This window comes from Anditalea andensis, from assembly GCF_000714815.1.
Lineage (GTDB): Bacteria > Bacteroidota > Bacteroidia > Cytophagales > Cyclobacteriaceae > Anditalea > Anditalea andensis.
In genome coordinates this window covers 98453-116688 of record NZ_JMIH01000014.1, presented here as the reverse complement: position 1 = coordinate 116688, position 18236 = coordinate 98453, and the positions used below count along the sequence as shown (strand labels likewise).

General features: G+C 38.2%; 13 protein-coding genes and 1 tRNA gene. 6 read left to right on the top strand and 8 right to left on the bottom strand.

The features are described from left to right. The first annotated feature begins 10 nt into the window (after positions 1 to 10). The 3 genes from EL17_RS04170 to EL17_RS04160 all read left to right on the top strand — a co-directional run bounded on the left by EL17_RS04170 (position 11) and on the right by EL17_RS04160 (position 2173). Entirely contained in the window at positions 11 to 1012 is a 1002-nt protein-coding gene (locus tag EL17_RS04170) for an MAC/perforin domain-containing protein (protein WP_035070578.1), read from the top strand. 150 nt (positions 1013 to 1162) lie between these two features. Next, positions 1163 to 1654 carry a hypothetical protein gene (locus EL17_RS04165; protein WP_035070575.1) on the top strand — a complete coding sequence of 164 codons (492 nt, stop codon included), beginning with the start codon at positions 1163 to 1165 and terminating at the stop codon, positions 1652 to 1654. A gap of 78 nt (positions 1655 to 1732) precedes the next feature. Further along, complete coding sequence (locus EL17_RS04160) at positions 1733 to 2173, top strand: hypothetical protein (RefSeq protein ID WP_035070572.1); 441 nt, start codon at positions 1733 to 1735, stop codon at positions 2171 to 2173. Between the two features lie 114 nt (positions 2174 to 2287). Here the strand turns inward: EL17_RS04160 and typA are convergent, their stop codons facing one another. The 5 genes from typA to EL17_RS04135 form a co-directional block, all read right to left on the bottom strand. Next, a complete protein-coding gene (gene typA, locus EL17_RS04155) occupies positions 2288 to 4093 on the bottom strand; it encodes a translational GTPase TypA (protein ID WP_035070569.1) in 1806 nt (601 codons plus the stop codon). 389 nt (positions 4094 to 4482) lie between these two features. Then, the gene (locus EL17_RS04150; RefSeq protein WP_035070566.1) at positions 4483 to 4779 is read right to left on the bottom strand and encodes a thiamine-binding protein; all 297 of its coding nucleotides are present in this window, start codon (positions 4777 to 4779) and stop codon (positions 4483 to 4485) included. A 106-nt stretch (positions 4780 to 4885) separates the two neighbouring features. Then, positions 4886 to 5446, bottom strand: a complete 561-nt coding sequence (gene pth, locus EL17_RS04145; RefSeq protein ID WP_035070564.1) for an aminoacyl-tRNA hydrolase — start codon at positions 5444 to 5446, stop codon at positions 4886 to 4888. Positions 5447 to 5553: 107 nt separating this feature from the next. Then, the gene (locus EL17_RS04140) at positions 5554 to 6135 is read right to left on the bottom strand and encodes a 50S ribosomal protein L25/general stress protein Ctc (RefSeq protein ID WP_035070561.1); all 582 of its coding nucleotides are present in this window, start codon (positions 6133 to 6135) and stop codon (positions 5554 to 5556) included. A 39-nt stretch (positions 6136 to 6174) separates the two neighbouring features. Continuing rightward, positions 6175 to 7101: a ribose-phosphate pyrophosphokinase gene (locus EL17_RS04135; RefSeq protein ID WP_035070558.1), complete on the bottom strand. Its 927-nt coding sequence runs from the start codon at positions 7099 to 7101 to the stop codon at positions 6175 to 6177. A 345-nt stretch (positions 7102 to 7446) separates the two neighbouring features. On the opposite strand from EL17_RS04135, the gene EL17_RS04130 reads away from it, so the two are divergent. Next, complete coding sequence (locus tag EL17_RS04130; RefSeq protein ID WP_035070555.1) at positions 7447 to 7851, top strand: hypothetical protein; 405 nt, start codon at positions 7447 to 7449, stop codon at positions 7849 to 7851. Between the two features lie 121 nt (positions 7852 to 7972). Here EL17_RS04130 and EL17_RS04125 read toward each other — a convergent pair. Then, positions 7973 to 8048, bottom strand: a tRNA-Gln gene (locus tag EL17_RS04125). 342 nt (positions 8049 to 8390) lie between these two features. Between EL17_RS04125 and EL17_RS04120 the strand changes: the two genes are divergently transcribed. Beyond that, entirely contained in the window at positions 8391 to 11150 is a 2760-nt protein-coding gene (locus EL17_RS04120) for an outer membrane beta-barrel protein (RefSeq protein WP_035070552.1), read from the top strand. Between the two features lie 221 nt (positions 11151 to 11371). Beyond that, positions 11372 to 12280 carry an oxidoreductase gene (locus EL17_RS04115; RefSeq protein WP_035070549.1) on the top strand — a complete coding sequence of 303 codons (909 nt, stop codon included), beginning with the start codon at positions 11372 to 11374 and terminating at the stop codon, positions 12278 to 12280. Positions 12281 to 12419: 139 nt separating this feature from the next. Here EL17_RS04115 and EL17_RS04110 read toward each other — a convergent pair whose 3' ends face one another. Together EL17_RS04110 and EL17_RS04105 are read right to left on the bottom strand one after the other, a co-directional pair. Further along, positions 12420 to 13877: a M20 family peptidase gene (locus EL17_RS04110; RefSeq protein WP_035070546.1), complete on the bottom strand. Its 1458-nt coding sequence runs from the start codon at positions 13875 to 13877 to the stop codon at positions 12420 to 12422. Between the two features lie 136 nt (positions 13878 to 14013). Next, positions 14014 to 17862, bottom strand: coding sequence for an AsmA family protein (locus EL17_RS04105; RefSeq protein ID WP_035070543.1), 3849 nt, complete (start codon positions 17860 to 17862; stop codon positions 14014 to 14016). Positions 17863 to 18236: the final 374 nt, after the last annotated feature.

The following is an 18236-nucleotide window of genomic DNA, read 5'->3' as shown; positions in this document are numbered from 1 at the left end:
TAATAGAATAATGAGAAAATTTTTAGCCATTTGCATGGTAGCAGGTGTATTTACTTCTTGTGTGTCAGAAGACTACGAACCGGTGATAGAAGTAGAGATAGATAGGACAGATGACAATATTGAAATTTCAAATAAATCATCATTTCCCCAAACAGATTTTGGTGAATTTAGCCTAATCGGATACGGATATGATGTTACAGGAGGCTATGCAGATTACAGTGCTTCAAAAGATAAGGTGTTCGACTTAGATAGATTGTTATCAGACTATCCGAAAGAGATATATGAAAGACCTTCTTATGGGGGTATGTCCAGATCTATAGAATCGCCGAATGTGGAAGAATTTTTGAAAAATATATCCAGAAGAAAGGATGCCACCAAAGGTTTTAGTCTATTCCAAGGTACTGTTACATCTTCGTTTTCAGGGGAAGATGTGCTTTCTGATAAATTTGTTATAGCAAAACATTCAAGCTATATGGGCGTATCGGCGATAAATTTCTATCCGTATAAACTGGAATATCTGACTGAAGCCTTCAAATACGATATCAATAACAGCAGCCCTGAGCAAATAGTAAATAAGTACGGCACACATCTGGTGATTTCGGCTTTAATGGGTCACAAATTCACAGTGATGTATCAGGCAGAAACAGACAATGTCGATAGGGAGAAAGCCGCTAGATTAGGGTTATCAGTAGCCATGAGCAACATATTCGGGATGTTTTCCGGGGATCTGGATAATATGGGTGCCAGATCTGCCAAAGGCAACTACTCACAGAAAGTAAGTTACAAAGTGACCGGAGGAGACCCTTCGACTATTAAAGAACATCCCTCTGATGGGACCAATCCGCCTGTAGTCTCTATCAAAGAATGGCTAAAGAGCTGTACGGATGCCAATATGGCTTTAATTGACTTCAATATATTCCCACTATATAGTGTGGTCAGTGATCCGGTGATTGCGGATGCTTTAAAAGTTTATATAGATAATTATCTACAAGAGAATCAGATTAAATTTTAATAGGTGTTTCTCTCTACAAATTCTTAACATTATCTATAGTTTCAATTATATAATTTACTCATAAAAATACCAAAGTTTTTGCTCCATATAGAATTTACTATTTTATTCTGCCCATAAGGTTAAACCAAACTTTTTTACTAAATTGTTAGGATGCTGGATATAGAAAAATTTGATATGTGCAAAAATTTTAAATTTATAGGTATTCCCCATTTATTATTGGCAATTTTTATTATAAGCTTAAGCGGATGCAACAGGGAAGAACCACTGCCAGAGCTTGGCGTGGAGGGAGTATACCTTATTGTCCGTATGATAGACGGCGAGGTACTGGAAGCAAATGACTTACCATATGATAACGTATATTGGTTTTTCGCAGATCGGACCTTTCAAAAGGCCAGACTAACTGACGGAGAGTTGGCAGAAGCTTCTGGCACTTTCTCACCCGTGCCGCATCCTGCAGGAGAATCAGGGGAAGGGCTGGCTTATGAACTTACCTTTGCTGTAGGCGAAGAGCTTATAGAAGGCTGCCATGCGGATCGAGAAATCATTATCCATGTCACAGATGTCGAACTCCTACATGAAGGGGCGCCCTGTGGTGCACCGGATATATATTATACCAAGGCTGATTTTGGTGGCAGTCGATAATTTTTCTGTAAATATCTATTCTTTTGAGCCATTTCATTATTACGGTACGTCTTGATGAATATTTAAAAAGGGCTTTCTATGAAAAAAATATTTTACATAATAGCAGTTATAATATTCCTCCCTGGATGTCAAGAGGATAATCAGCCGGCATCAGAAGTGGTAGGGGAGTGGCAACTTATACAGAGTCACCATTATGTAGGTACAGAAGTGATCAGAGAAGGAGAGGACTTAGAGTGGCAGGAAGTATATGTTTTTAGATCAGACGGAAAGTTTGCCAAAACCAGGACTACATCTTCGGGCAATCTCAATGCTTCCGGAACTTACATGGTGGAAGATGCTCCACTGTATCTATCCAGGCCGGTAAAATTATTGTTGAAGTTAACTTTCACTACCGGAGATGGGCTGGCAGGTGGCTGCAGTCCAGGTACAGAAGAATTTGACTTATCTTCTCATGATGGTATGGTGAGAAATTATTCTATTGCCTGTCAAAACCCTATATTGACCTATCAAAAAAAATAGAGCTTAATTTAAGGTAAGCTATAGAACTATCATCACCAAACATAATAAGACATAAAAAAATCCCCTCAACTTCTGTCAAGGGGATTTTTCATATATTCTGTCGTCCGCGGACTATTAATTTGTCTTCTTTTCCATTCTAGATCTCTCACCTTCATCAAGATAAATTTTTCTCATCCTGATAGATTTAGGAGTGATCTCTAGGTATTCATCTTTCTGGATGTATTCCATGGATTCCTCCAAAGAAAACTTTTTGGCTGGCGCAATTTTAGCATTGTCATCAGAACCAGAAGCTCTCATGTTGGTAAGTTTTTTTCCTTTTTGGACATTTACCACGATGTCATTATCACGGCTATGTTCACCTATTACCATACCACCATAAAGTTCATCTCCTGGGTCTACAAAGAAAGTACCTCTATCCTGAAGTTTATCTATAGCATAGGCAGTACACTGACCACCTTCCATTGATATGATTGAGCCGTTTACCCTGCCAGGTATTGGGCCTTTAAAAGGTTCATAAGAAGAAAACCTATGGTTCATAATGGCTTCACCTTGTGTAGCGGTAAGCACATTGTTTCTAAGTCCGATAAGGCCTCTGGAAGGAATTCTGAATTCCAGGTGCTGCAAATCTCCTTTTGGCTCCATGATCAACAGTTCCCCCTTTCTTTGGGTAGCCAATTCGATCACTTTACCTGCTGTAGTTTCAGGTACATCTACTACAAGCGTTTCTATAGGCTCGAGTCTTTGTCCATCTTCTTCTTTATAGATTACCTGGGGCTGACCTACCTGTAGTTCGTAGCCTTCTCTTCTCATCGTCTCTATTAGAACTGACAAGTGAAGTATACCTCTACCATAGACTAAGAATTTGTCCTCGTTATCAGTAGGCTCTACTCTTAGGGCAAGGTTTTTTTCCATTTCTTTAAAAAGTCTGTCTCTCAAATGACGAGAGGTAACAAACTTACCTTCTCTACCAAAGAACGGAGAGTTGTTTATAGTAAACAACATGTTCATAGTAGGTTCATCTATAGAGATTCTTTTTAATGGCTCTGGATTGTTTGCATCAGCTAACGTGTCTCCGATCTCAAAATCTTCTATACCTGTCACTGCACAGATATCACCGGCTTTTACCTCTGAAACCTTCACTTTACCCAAGCCTTCAAAAACATGAAGCTCTTTGATTTTTACTTTTTTGAAAACGCCATCTGCCTTACAGAGCATCATTTGGGCCCCTTCGTTCAATGTGCCTCTTTTTACTCTTCCTATAGCTATTCTACCTACGAAGTTAGAATAATCAAGAGAAGTAATCTGCATTTGCGGCGTGCCTTCATCTATAATAGGTGCAGGGATATGCTCCACGATGGCATCTAAAAGGGGTAGGATAGAATCGGTAGGGTTTTTCCAGTCGTGACCCATCCAGTTGTTTTTGGCCGAACCGTACATGGTCACAAAATCCAATTGCTCTTCTGTAGCATCAAGGTTAAACATCAGGTCAAATACTGACTCATGTACCTCATCAGGTCTACAGTTTTCTTTGTCTACTTTATTGACCACTACGATGGGAGTCAAGCCAAGATCCAGGGCCTTACCCAATACGAATCTGGTCTGTGGCATAGGTCCTTCAAAGGCATCCACAAGCAGGATGACCCCATCAGCCATTTTTAATACCCGCTCCACTTCACCGCCGAAATCGGCGTGACCAGGCGTATCTATGATGTTGATTTTAGTATCTTTATATCTTACTGACACGTTTTTGGAAAGGATGGTGATACCTCTTTCTCTTTCCAAATCATTACTGTCAAGGATTAGATCGTCAAATTGTTGGTTTTCACGAAAGATTTTAGATACGTGAATGATTTTGTCCACCAAAGTGGTTTTACCGTGGTCAACGTGTGCGATTATCGCGATGTTACGTATGCTCTGCATGATATGTTAAATTGAGGAGCAAAGGTAAGAAGAAAATTTGGTTTGAATATCAAACACTTGTAAACTTTGAGTTATTTTAAGAAACTAAATAGATTTCTATCTCTAATATAGCTATGTCTCTTTTTATTATATGCGGAATGGTCCCCTTATAGTCACTTGAAAACAGCTGATATATATCGATTTGGGTAGGTAATACCAACTGCTGTCCTTTACTGGCTTATACATTATATAATAAATGGCTAGGGGAGTTTGTTTTTAGATTTGATTTTAAAATATCTTTATCTCAAATTTTACACACGGTTCGGTGGAGTACAGGTATATGCCAGAAAAAAATCATTTGTGTTTTATTTTAAAAATATACTCCTGTCATATCAATGACAGGAGGGGAATTATTTATTTCTATACTTATCGGTTTTTTCATCGATAGTGACGTTGCTATCTTTTCTTATATGGATGCGGTAATAGATTAAAACCTCTTCTGCTCCAGCATTGAATACCGCATTTTGGGCTTCCATGGCTATGGCCATAAGCTGTTCCTGAGGTCCTTCCATGACTGTTTCAAAGGGGGTCACCTCAAATTTTACACCTGAATCCTGGATGACCTCAATGGCCTTGTCTACCAGGCTATAACTTTCCTGGGTTTTGCTTTTAGGGACTATCTGGATTCCCAAATTTATAATTTCCATTATTGTTGTTTTTGTGATAGTTTATTTATGATCTACCTTATAGTGGGCTAAAAAAATACATTTCCCTACTTATAAGTCATGGTAGCATGATCAACTACCTTGCCAATCAGTCATTGTATTGGCTCATGGTCATGTTAAGGCCTATGGTACAAAAAGCTTTGGTCATCTCAATGGCTTTATCCATAAATATGGGCAATTCTTCTATTTCGGATTTTCTCCATCTGCCGAGAACATAATCCACCTGCTTTCCTTTGGGGAAATCATCGCCAATGCCAAACTTTAACCGAGCATAGTTTTGGCCACCAGTAAGTTCTTCTATGTTTTTTAGTCCATTATGTCCAGCAGATGATCCTTTTCCTCTGAGCCGGAGGCTGCCAAAGGGGAGTGCCACATCATCTACAATTACTAGCACATTTTCTTTGGGGATGTTAAGCTCTTTCATCCAATAGTTCATCGCCTTGCCACTCAGGTTCATATACGTAGTAGGCTTGATCATGTGAATATGACGGCTTTTGTATTTAAAATCTGTCGTGAAGGCCAGGCGATTACTGGTCCAGCTCACCCCTTCCTGATCTGCTAGTCTGTCTACGGTGAGAAAGCCTATATTATGCCTTGTCAGTTCATATTCAGGCCCTATATTTCCTAATCCTATGATTAAATATTTCATTTTAGAGATGTATTATTGACTGCATGTTTCTATGGTTTCCAACTACCGAGAACAAAAAATCCTGCCTCTTTTAAGGAGGCAGGATTTAAAATATATTTTATTAAAGATTAAGCGTCGGCATCAGCTTTCTTACCTCTAAGTGCTCTTGGTATACCGATGGTAGCAATAGAGACATTAGGGTTGGTAAGAATTTCAAATCCTTCAGCTTTGACTTCAGATACTTTTACAGATTTACCTAAATCCAGATGTCCTATTCCTACTTCAATTACATCAGGTAAGTCATGGGCTAATCCTTTTACGGATAGCGTTCTTGATTTTAGTTCAAGTTTACCACCTTTTTGAATACCTGGAGAAGAACCAGTGATTTTGACTGGGATATCCATTTTGATGGCCTTTTTGTCACTGAATGCAAGGAAATCAGCATGAAGCAAAACTTCACTTACCGGGTGAAACTGGGCTTCTCTTAGGATAGCCTTACACTTGGTTCCCTCTATGTTCAAGTCCACCATGTGTACGTCAGCAGTATAGATTAGATCTTTAAAAAGGATAGCAGGGGAATGGAAGTGGATCTGTTCCTTGATACCTGGTCCATAAACTACGCAGGGCACACTTCCTTCTTCACGGATCTGAGTAAGCTCAGCCGAATCAAGATTTGCTCTTTTAAACCCTATAATCTCAATTGATTTCATAAATTTTAATTTGAGTATAAATTATTAAAGTAAATTCTATTAAATAAACAGCGCGCTGATGGAATCGTTTCCTGTTACGGCATGTATTGCTTTGGCAAATAAACTAGATACACTGAGCACCTTTATCTTATCTGACTTTTGGGTCATGGGGATAGTGTCAGTAATTACAAGTTCTTCAAGTACAGAATTAGAGATGTTTTCGTAAGCTTTTCCGGACAATACACCGTGGGTCACTACCGCCCTAACTGATTTGGCTCCTTTGTCCATGATGATCTCAGCTGCTTTACACATGGTGCCTGCTGTATCTATAAGATCGTCTATCAGTACCACATCCTTACCCTCCACTTCTCCTATGACCTGCATAGAGGCCACTTCATTAGCCCGTTTTCTGTGCTTGTCACAGACTACCATTTCTACTTCAAAATGCTTGGCATAAGATCTGGCTCTTCCCACTCCTCCTACATCAGGAGCTGCGAAAATCAGGTCAGGTAGCGCCAAGCTTTTCAAATAGGGCACAAAGATAGCTGAACCATTCAAATGATCCAAAGGAATATCAAAAAAACCTTGAATCTGACCGGCATGTAGATCGCATGTCATAATCCTATCTGCCCCCGCTGACATCAATATGTTAGCGACCAGTTTAGCTGCTATGGAAACACGAGGTTTATCTTTTCTGTCCTGTCTGGCATATCCATAGTAGGGGACCACAGCTACCACCTTATAGGCACTTGCACGCTTGGCAGCATCAATCATCAGGCAGAGCTCTAGCAGATTGTCCGCGGACGGCATGGTAGATTGGATTAGAAATATCGTGCATCCTCTTATAGATTCATCAAAGCTGGGAGACATTTCTCCGTCACTGAACTTGGAGATGGTAAGCTGTCCTAGCGGCTGGCCATAATTGCTGGCTATAGACTCGGCCAATTGACGGGAATAGGTTCCTGAGAAGATTTTAACCTCGGGCATGAGTTATTAATGTTTTGGGATTGAGCATTATTTGTAGATCAGGACAAATGTAATAAAATTCCAATAAACCGTAAGCCTATTGCTGTCTATTCTCCATTTATGCCCCCTCATTCATGCTGAACGGCAAAGTGAAATTATAATAGGATAAGGTTGCTTCTAATTTACATCTGGGTTATTGCTTTTTAGTTTTTAAAGCAGCAAGTATATATTTCGGTTGGACTGCTGTAGTGCTGCTGTTGCTGGATTTAAAGCTTGCATTTTTTGATAATAATCAATTTATAATTGCAATAATGTTGCATTTTTAATATAGATTTTTATAATTTGAAAAAACTTTAACACTCTAGTATGAAGAATATAATCAGATGTAACTTTATGTTATTTACTTTATTGGTTTCCTTGCTTAGTTGTTCGAATGAGGTAGATCGTAATCTGGAGAAAGCTTATTATTATCATATGGAGGCCAATAAGCTAAGGAGGGAGTTGGATGTACTAATGGAAAAAGAGTCAGTATATGCTCCATCTGATGGTCTATATACTGATATTTTATCACTTCTTGGTGAGTGGGATGATAATTTTGTGGAGGTGCCAGGATATGAACATGAACATAGCGCATCCGACAAGGGCCACCACCGCCATCACCATCAACCTATTCCTAATATAACTCCCTTAGAACATCTTTACCTTCAAAAAAGTCTTTATGAGGATATTAAGCTTATTTATGAAAAGTTTGTTTTAGTAAGAAGAAGGTAGATTCATGTCCTTATTTTTATGTCATCATGAAATAATGCGCCGCCGCTAAGTTTTTAAATGGCTGGCTAAGGAGTGATGGAAATCAAAAAAAAATCTCTGTTTACGATTGTAAACAGAGATTTGGTTGGCCGACCAGGGCTCGAACCTGGACTCTTCTGGACCAAAACCAGACGTGTTGCCAGTTACACCATCGGCCAGTTTTTATTACCTTTTAGCCGTTGCTTTGCTTTAAGGTGTCACAAATGTAGGGGCTCTTTTTATTTAATGCAAATAGTCAGCTGAAGATTTTTTGTTTTTGAAGCCTAAATACCTTTGTTTCAGTAAAAAAAATATTCTTTTTGAGAACATCAGTTTAAAATTCGGATAGATAAAAGGTTTAAGGCTATATACTTCGGATAGCATAATTGATTATTTTCACCATACTTATGGTCACAATAACCATTTAAACTTCTTTAAGATTCTTAATATAAAATCTATAGTTATAGCCATGATAAAATTTGAGATTGCAGATCAAATAAAAACCCATTATTTCCTTGGTTATGCCCTTTCGAAGAATTTTATTGACTTTCTTTTTTTTCTGTTTTGTTTTTTGTTGGGAAGCATATGGACAAAGGGAACTAACCGGTACTGTCCTGGAAGATGGCTCTGAGGAGCCTGTATTCGGGGCGTATGTTTTTTTTAAATCAAAGGAAGGAGAGACGCTGCAGACTGCAGTGACTGATTTTGATGGAAAGTTCAAAATCACCAAACCTTCGGCAAAACAATTTATAATAGAAATTACCTATGTAGGGTATAAAACGCTCCGAAAAGAGCTCAGTGACAATGTGGAAGGTGATCTGGGAAGATTTTTTGTAGAGGATGAAGGCGAGCTTTTGGAAGCATTTGAAATCAGTGCACCGGTTCTTTCAGGGGAGGTTAAAAGGGATACAGTATCTTTTAATGCATCAGCATACAAAACAAGACCTGAAGCAGATGCGGACGAACTGGTCAGAAAGATGCCTGGTGTGATCATTCAGGATGGCGTAATCCAGGTACAGGGTGAAAATGTGGAGGAAATATTGGTAGATGGAAGGCCGTTTTTTGGTGATAACCCTGCCGCCGCACTCAAAAACCTGCCAGCTGAGGTAATTGATCGGATAGAATTTTTAGACAGACAGGGAGATGAAGCACAACTTACCGGTTTTGATGATGGAGAGACTGTCAAAACAATCAATATCATCACCAAAAAAGGAAGAAGGCAGGGGCGATTTGGTAAATTTTATGCTGGATATGGTACTGATAATAATTACAATGCCGGTGGAAATATGAATTTCTTTAATGAAGCTCAGCGGCTAACTATCCTCGGTCTTAGTAATAATATTAATAGACAGAATTTTGCAGCGGACGAACTGGCCGGCGCAATGGGGGGTGATAACCGACGGGGAGGGGGTGATGGGCTTTCTGTAGGGCAGCAACCTGGTATCACCCGAACCAATGCAATAGGTGTGAATTTTTCCGATGAATATCTGGATAATAAATTAAAACTATCTGCTAGTTATCTTTTCAACGATCGTGATAATGTCCTCAACAGAAATTCATCCAGGGAATATATTTTACCAAATGACAGCCTGCAGTTATATAATGAAAATAGGTCCAATCAGAACCAAAGTCAAAATCACCGGTTTAATATGCGTATAGACTACCGTATTAATGACCATCATAGTCTTATAATTCGTCCTCGGTTAAGCTTTGAAAAAGCAGATGCACTTAACCAGCTGGAAGCTATAAACCTCTTTGATAGAAATAACCCCATCAGTCAGAATAATAATACGACCATTTCAACTAGAGAAAACCTAAATTTTGGTAATTCTTTGACCTATCGCTATCGCTTCAATAAACCTGGGAGAACATTTTCTACCAATATTTATACAGGAGCTTTCAATAATCTGAATAGAGCGGATCTGGTGGCAGTCAATCAAAACTTCGTAACCGGTAATCTGGATAGTCTCATCCAATTTTCCGATAATAGGTCCAGTGGCATGAATTACAATGTTAACTTCACCGTGACCGAACCCCTTACAGAACATGCGCAGCTGAGGGCAAATTATAGAATATCAAATAACGCCTCCCAGACACGTCAGGAAGTCTTGCGTCAGGAGCAAGAGACAGGCATAGTAAGACTGGACAGCACTTTGACCAATGAATTTGATAATGTTTATCAGACCCAAAGAATGGGCCTGGGATATAGGTACAATAAAAATAACCTAAGAATATTTACAGACTTAGGTTATGAAATAGCTGATATCGACAGTGATAGGATCTTTCCCGGTTTTGAGAACACACAAAGGACTTTTCGAAATTTTATGCCTAGGGCAGTGCTTACCTATGAGTTCAACGATATGAGTAGCATAAGGGTAAATTACCGGACTAATACTGACGCACCTTCTATCAGGCAGTTGCAGGATGTACTTGATAATTCCAACCCCCTTCAGATATCCATGGGGAATCCCGAGCTGAACCAGGAATACAGTCATAGGGTTTTTACCCGCTTTAGAAGGATCAATCCTGAGACAAATAGGTCTTTTATGGTGTTTTTTGCCGGGTCAATAACGAATAATTTTATAGGTAATGAAACCTTTATAGCTCCTAGGGATACTTTACTTCAAGGAGATGTATTTCTTAGTCAAGGGGGACAATTAAGCAGACCAGTTAATTTGGACAACTTCTGGAACGTGAGAACATATGTGAATTATGGCTTCCCAATATCTGCGATACGGAGCAATATGAATATCAATTCCAGCTTGAGGGTAACCAATCAACCCGGTATCATTAACGGTCAAAAAAACAACAATACCAATACGGTGATAAGTAAAGGCTTTGTACTGAGCAGTAATATCAATCGAAACATTGACTTCAATCTATCATCTGAAGGTAACTACAATATGGTGAGAAGCAGTCTGCAGGAGAGTTTAAATAATAATTTTTATCAGCAGAGAAGCAGATTGGACTTTTTCTGGAATTTTGCAGGTGGCTTTTTTTTAAGCAATAATGTGAATCACCTCCTATATACAGGTTTGGGAGAAGATTTTGACCAGTCTATCTGGCTTTGGAATATGGATCTGGGATTCCGCTTTCCTCCCAGCCGAAAAGCAGAAATAAAATTGACCGTTTTTGATCTGCTCAACCAAAATGTAAGCATTAATAGAAATGTTACTGATGTATTTATAGAAGATGTCAGAACTCAGGTGCTCAGGCAGTTCTTTATGGTGACCTTTACCTATAACCTAAGAAGGTTTGGAGGAGTGAATATGCCTTTATAAATACCTGATATCTATTCACAATATTTTAATGTAGTGTTTCCATTTTTACTTAAGGCATATTGGCGATATACTATAGGTTCGTTAATATTCAATTTTTAAATTTATATTCTTCTTTGGAAATCAAATCACCCGTCATATCTATATGGCTCTTCCTAGAGATAGGCAATAAAAAAGTAGCTTGTTTTCTTAAAACACTTAACGTTTCCGTAAGTTAATAATCTATGAATGGATTTAAATTGGAAGAAATACCTTCCCAGTCAGGGAAGATAGCGATAGTAACTGGAGCTAACAGTGGATTGGGTTTAGAGACTGCAGAAGGATTGGCCAAAGTAGGCTATAAAGTGATTATGGCTGCTCGTAACCAGGAAAAAGCCGAAGAAGCTCAAGCAAAGATTCTCAAAAAGAATCCAAATGCGATGCTGGACATTTTATTATTAGACCTAAATAGTCTGGCAGCCATCAAAAAGTTTACAGAAAATTTTTTGAATAAATATGACCAACTAGATTTGTTGGTAAACAATGCGGGTTTAATGATGCCTCCCTATCAGAAAACGAAAGATGGGTTTGAAAGCCAGATAGGCATCAATCATCTTGGGCATTTTCTTTTGACTGGATTATTGATAGATACTTTAAACAGATTTCCAGGGTCTAGGGTGGTGAGCTTAAGCAGTATAGCCCATAAAAATGGGAAAATTAATTTTGAAGACTTCCATTCGAGGAAAAAGTATAACGCTCAAGGTGCTTATAGTCAAAGTAAACTCGCGTGCCTTATGTTTGCCTATGAACTACAAAGAAGGCTGGATAAAAAAGACTATAAAATAGTTTCAGTAGCTGCGCATCCCGGTGTGGCCATGACTAATTTGATGCAGTACCTGCCTCCGTTTATGGTAAAAGTAGGAAAGGCTATTGGACCTCTTTTACTTCAGCCTCCCAAGATGGGCGCCATGCCCACCTTAAGAGCAGCTTTAGATCCCTCTGTAAAAGGAGGAGAATATTTTGGGCCATCTGGGTTTGGGGAAATAAAAGGGGCTCCCGAACGCGTGCATTCCAGTCGCAGGTCTCTGGACAGAGAGGTGGCCAACAAGTTATGGGAGCTTTCAGAAAAAGAAACCGGGATTAAATTTCTATAATTTAATTAGATCTCTTAAAAAAGGAGAGGAAGCCAATAAAGATACTTTGCATGCTCCACGTCACAGGTAAGCCGGTTTTACCTGTGGCTTATTATCTAGTTCTGTGATAAATAAGTTAATCAGGTATCCCTTTATTTGGCTATTTGCTAGTAGCATTTAAAATCAGCTGCCGATAAAATCGGATGGCATTTTCCAGATCACTTATTGCCAAATGTTCATCTGTACCATGGAAAGTAGATATATTATCTTTGTTCAGGTAAAAGGGGACAAACCTATAAATCTGATCCGATATAGGGTAATAATGTCTCGAATCAGTAGCCCCCAGCACTAGATTAGGCGCTACGATTACTTGGGGAAATATTTCTTTGATAGATTGATGCAAGGTTTCATAGCCAAAAGTTTCTACTTGGGATGAACCTGGAGCTTCACTGTTGAAGGTTCCTTCTTTTATTACGATCCTGTCATCGTCTATTAAAGTCAGGACCCTGTCTTTTACATCTTGCATAGTGGTGCCAGGGAGTGTTCTGAAATTTACAGTGGCTTTTGCCTGGATAGGAATTATATTGTCTTTTATGCCTGCTCTAAAAATGGTGGGCGAGGTCGTAGTCCTTATAAGGGCATTACCGGATGGTTCTTTACTGAGCGTGGATATGATTAGGGGGCGAAAGATGGAGGGATTTGCAAAAGCCATTCTGGAAGTAAAAGAGTTCATCTCAGGCCCGGCATATGCCATAAAATCCTGGACCGGCTGACTGATCAGGTAGGGAAATGGATTGTCCTTAAGTTTAGTGACTGCTTTAGCCATGACATCTATGGATGTTTCATGGGCAGGCATGGAAGAATGTCCCCCTTCTATGCTGACAGATAGTTCCAAAGTCACAAAACCTTTCTCTGCAGTTCCTATAAGTGCAACATCTTTAGTAATTCCTGGGACCATACCTTGAGTGATGGCGAATCCTTCATCTAAAACAAATGCTGCATTTACGCCCCTATTTTTAAGATGATCCACTATGGCTGAAGCGCCTTTCTCTCCGCCTATTTCTTCATCATGTCCAAAGCATAGGTAGACCGTCCTGTTGGGTTTATATTCTTCCTGTAATAGGATTTCGACAGCTTCCATATTCCCTATTACACTTATTTTGTCATCTATAGCTCCCCGTCCCCATATTTTGCCATCTCTGATATTGCCACTGAAGGGAGGTTCTGTCCATTGAGTAGGATCTTCCACCGGCACCACATCTATATGACCCATTAGGATAATAGGAGGTAAACTATTATCAGATCCTTCCCATTTATAAATTATACTGAATTCATTTATATAGGTGATCTCTAATTGTGAGGAAGAAAGCGGATAGGCTTCTTTTAAGAATCTGGCAAATTCATAGAAGGCACTGGGATCAAAATTAGCCGGATCTTCATGAGAGATAGTGGGAATCGAAAGTGCTCTGGAAAAATTTTCTATCGCACTATTTGGAATGAGTATCTTTTCTGCTGGATCTGGTTGGATCTGTTTGGATGAAAAAGTGAACGTGGTAAAGATAATGTATCCTACTAAAGCCCCCACCAGGATGAGAGAGATAATCAATAAGTTTTTCATAAAGAAATCATAGGAATGTTTACTTGACCAAATATAATTTTTTTTGCTCAAAATCAAACAAAAGGCCTATCGCTTAAAAACAACAGGCCTAGTGGGTGGATTATTATATACTGTTACATCTTTGTTATAAAAAGTTTTAAGGATCGATGATATCTAGGGGAAAACCTTTTATCTCCAAAAGTCCTGCTATTATGGAAGCTATATAATGTTCCATAAAGCTTTCCTCTTCATCATCTTTTGCTCTGTGAAAATCTACCTTTTTCGGCGGATCGGATTTATGTTCTGAAATATCAGTATCTATCACCAATACATTAGCCAGATAGGCACCAACTTGCCATAAAAAACCTGCAGGCTCTGGACTATCTGACTCGCTTAACCGTACTACTAAATCTTCATAACTCAATCCAAAAATACCTTCCGCAGCTTCGTTTCCGGCTTCAAAATCCCAAAGCAGGGTATAGATCATTCCACTTTCGAACCCAAATAGGGAAGTGTATTCTGTATATCTGTTCAATGTGGTCACATCTAATGAGTCGAGTTCTCCAGAAAATCTGACAGGCTGCTCAAGATGATGCATAGGAATGGCAAGCTTAGTCTGAAAATGCCCATTTCCCATGAGCATCACATCTACATTGATAAATGATAGTAAATCGTTGCCGATAATGCTATCTATATTGGTTAAACTATTTATGTTGACAAATAGGCTTTCTAAGGTCATAATGCCAGGTTCTTCAGCTCCCTCGGCTAGTTCCTTTAATTCGATATGTCCGTTTTTCAGCGAAAGATCTCCTAAGTAAAAGGGTATTTCGATATCTTTTATCATTTTTTGTAAAGTTGGCGCTCCATCATTGTCATTTTCCTGAGTAGGGAAATTATTATCTATAAGAACTTTTACATCGAGTCCATCTACCAGTATCTTGTCGAGTAGGATACCCAATTCATCTATTTCATTGATATCGTTCATAACGTTACTGAAATCCATGCCTTCTATCTGGAAAAGATCATTTCTTAGGCTGAAAACCATATTCGTTTCCTGATTTTGCATGATGGAAGGGTAATTTTCGTTAAAATCATAAACCAGTCCTGATATGCTGAGGATACCTTTATTTGTACTCATTTTAAACTGATCCAACTTCACTCGGTGAACTTCATCAGGAAGCGGGAAATCTATATGGCCCATCTGTAAGTCAATATCAATGGCATGCATCACCCGGTTACTTTTAAATGCTGTGCCTTCTGCAATCAGCAAATCTGTAACTTCCAAATTTATGTCAGGTAAGCGACCTATCTGTATATCTCCTGCTGTTTCCAACATTTTTAATTCAGCACCTACTATGGCTATCCTATGTATGCGTAATTCTTCTAAAAAATCATTTATAAAAGGGTAAAGGTCTAATTCCATCTCCTCTTCTTCTTCAGGAATATCTTCTTCTGTCTGTTGATCCATAGACGAACCTGCATCAGCCCTCACTATTGGGTTTATAAGGTTTATTTCATCTATAGCAAACTTTCTGTCAACCAGGCTACGTGTATCTATACCCTTTATATTGAAATTGTCTATGGCTGCATTTATATACATTTGGTCTTGGATTCTATCTTCATGAAGAGCATGTAAATTTTCTATTGTGAAGTTCCCCAGGCCTTGAGATATATCAAATTCCATATCATTTATTCCTAAGTGCAGCCTATCATGTTCATTTATAAAACCAACGGTATCTATAGCAATTCTAAATTTTTTGGTATGCAAAAATCTATTTTCTTTAAAAGCGGGGCGATTATCCACCGCCATCTGATTTACTTCAAATTCAAGTCCCCCCAATTTTAATTTATCTTTTTGTAATATATTTATATCCTGAAGAGATATGGCTCCAATGTAGATGGCGTCCAGGCCTTCCGGTAAATAGTCTACAAGTGTGAATTTATTTACATCAAATGCCGCGATGGATTCATTTTCCCCTCCATTAGATTCTTCAGTTTCATCTTCTGCCATCAATGACTGTCCAAAGATCTCAGCATCCAACCCATCCATAGATATGTTACCGGCATAAAAGCCAACCTCACGGATCAGTGATCCATAATTCAAATTTTTGATGGAAAAACTTCTGTTACTTACGGTATAGACCTGATCTACTTCTGGATCTTCCAAATGTTTTTTTGAATCACCTATATGATCAAACAGAAGTCCCTCTGTATTCAGGTATCCATCTCCTGTACTCAATCCAAAACTTCTGAGCTTCACAAAATGTATATCATCAGGAAGGGGGATTTCAAAGTTTTTCAGGGATAAAGATATATCTTCAGTGTGGAGGATCCTGTTGTCTTTAAAAGCTGTGCCCTCAGCTATAAAAATATCAGATATGGTGAGATCCATATGAGGAATAAGAGCAGTTTTGCCCGATCCTGGGACCCCATCCATACGGATATCTGCATCCTGAATGGATATTGTATTTATTTGTAAGCTTTCCAGCACCTTTTCTATAGCAGGGTATAAATCCATTTCAGCATCCGAACTACCATTGTCAGCTCCCTTATCTTCCGGATTATTATCTAATTCAGCAATTAGCCTTGGATATACCATGGCTATGCTGTCTATTTTAAACACTTTATCTACCAGGTTTTGGGTATTAATTCCAGTAATTTTAAAGCGGTCTATTTTTGTGTTTGCAGTTAAATCTAAGGATAGGTTAGCATTGATATCATTCATAGACATTCTTCCTAACCCTGATTCCATAGCCAGTTTATAATCTGATAGATTTAACTTTATATTATTATCAGGGCCCTGATATTGAACCGAATCTATTAAAATTTCAAATTGCTCAGCATGTAAAAATTGCTTATTTGCAAAAGCAGGCTTTTCATCAATCGTCATATGGCGGGTAAAAAAACTAAAGTCATGTATCTTCAGATCTTCATGCTGTCTATAATTAATATGTTCAAGGGATATTTCAGTAATAGTTACACTCTTTAGAAGTTCTGGTAATTGATCTGCTAAAGAAAATTTCGAAAAATCGAAGGGGTCACTTTCTATATTATCTGAAGTTTCTGCATCAGGATTAAGGTCTAAATTATTGATTATGGCCAATTCATTTAAAAATACGGTCCCAATCTTACCTAGGCTATCTTCCTGTACCCGGTTTAGATCCAGATCGGTCAGGTTAAATTCAGTATATCCGGCAAACAGTACGGTATCTTCTTTGGTTTCGCCATGTTTAAAGAATTTCAGGTTTTTAGATAACATACCAAAATCGCTTTCTCGGGTAGCAAATTCTATCAACCCCATCTCTAAGTTAAACTGTGGCTCACCAGTGCGGTTAATTACCACATCTTTACCTTGTATGTCTATAGCAGAAGCATAAAAAGCCCTAGCATCTGTAAAAACCCTATCTGCATCAATAAGTATGTCATCACTTCCCACATTAAATTCCTCCGCTTCAAAAGTTAGGGTGTCTATGGTTTCAACATTTATCAAAGTTAAATCTAAATTGTTAAAATTCAGATCATTTAATCTGATACGGTCCACCTGATCTTTGACCATGGGGTATATATCTAAATCCTCCCATCTAAAAGGTCCTGTATCTTCGTCGGTTTCACCATTTTCTACCGTTCTAACCTTCGCTTCCAGCACTAGGTCTAAAAAGGATACCCTATCTATTTGAAGTTTATCGGACAGCAAAAACTGCAGCCATGATAAACCAAAAACGGAAATTTCTCCTGCATCTAGGTTGATAACAGGAGTTTCATTTTCCCGAGCCTGTATGGTATCTGTTTGTATACTGATACCTTCTATTACAAAATTCCCTCTGAGGATAGATACATTCACATTGTCTATTTGAGCATCATATTGGCCTTGGTCAGCCTGATTAATTTCGTCTTCCAAAAAATCTCTGGCTATGGGATCTATCACCACCGAAGCAATGATTAAAAGCACAATAATTCCAAGAAAAATAAATCCCAAAATCTTTAAAATTTTCTTGAATATCTTCATTTTATATTTTGCTTATGAATTAATCTATTATATGATTATACCTATATGTATAATTAAAATCTCCAAGATTTGTTTAGAATAAATTGTATTTTTTCTTGAAAAATAAAAATTAATTTACCTTAGATAAGTTGAATTTTAGGGTTTAAAACATTTTATATTTTTTATAAATTTTACATTAAGGTGCAGCTTCTGGAATGGCATAGCTGATTATTCCAGTCATAGTTCCTTTGAATAAACCTAATGATAAGGAGAGCCTGTTTTTGAAAAGGGGGCACAGCAGACCTGATATTTCTATAGCGTATAAATAATTACCTTTGTATTTTCATTTAATCAATTATTATTTATAAATTAGTTCATTCCGGTTTTTTGAGATT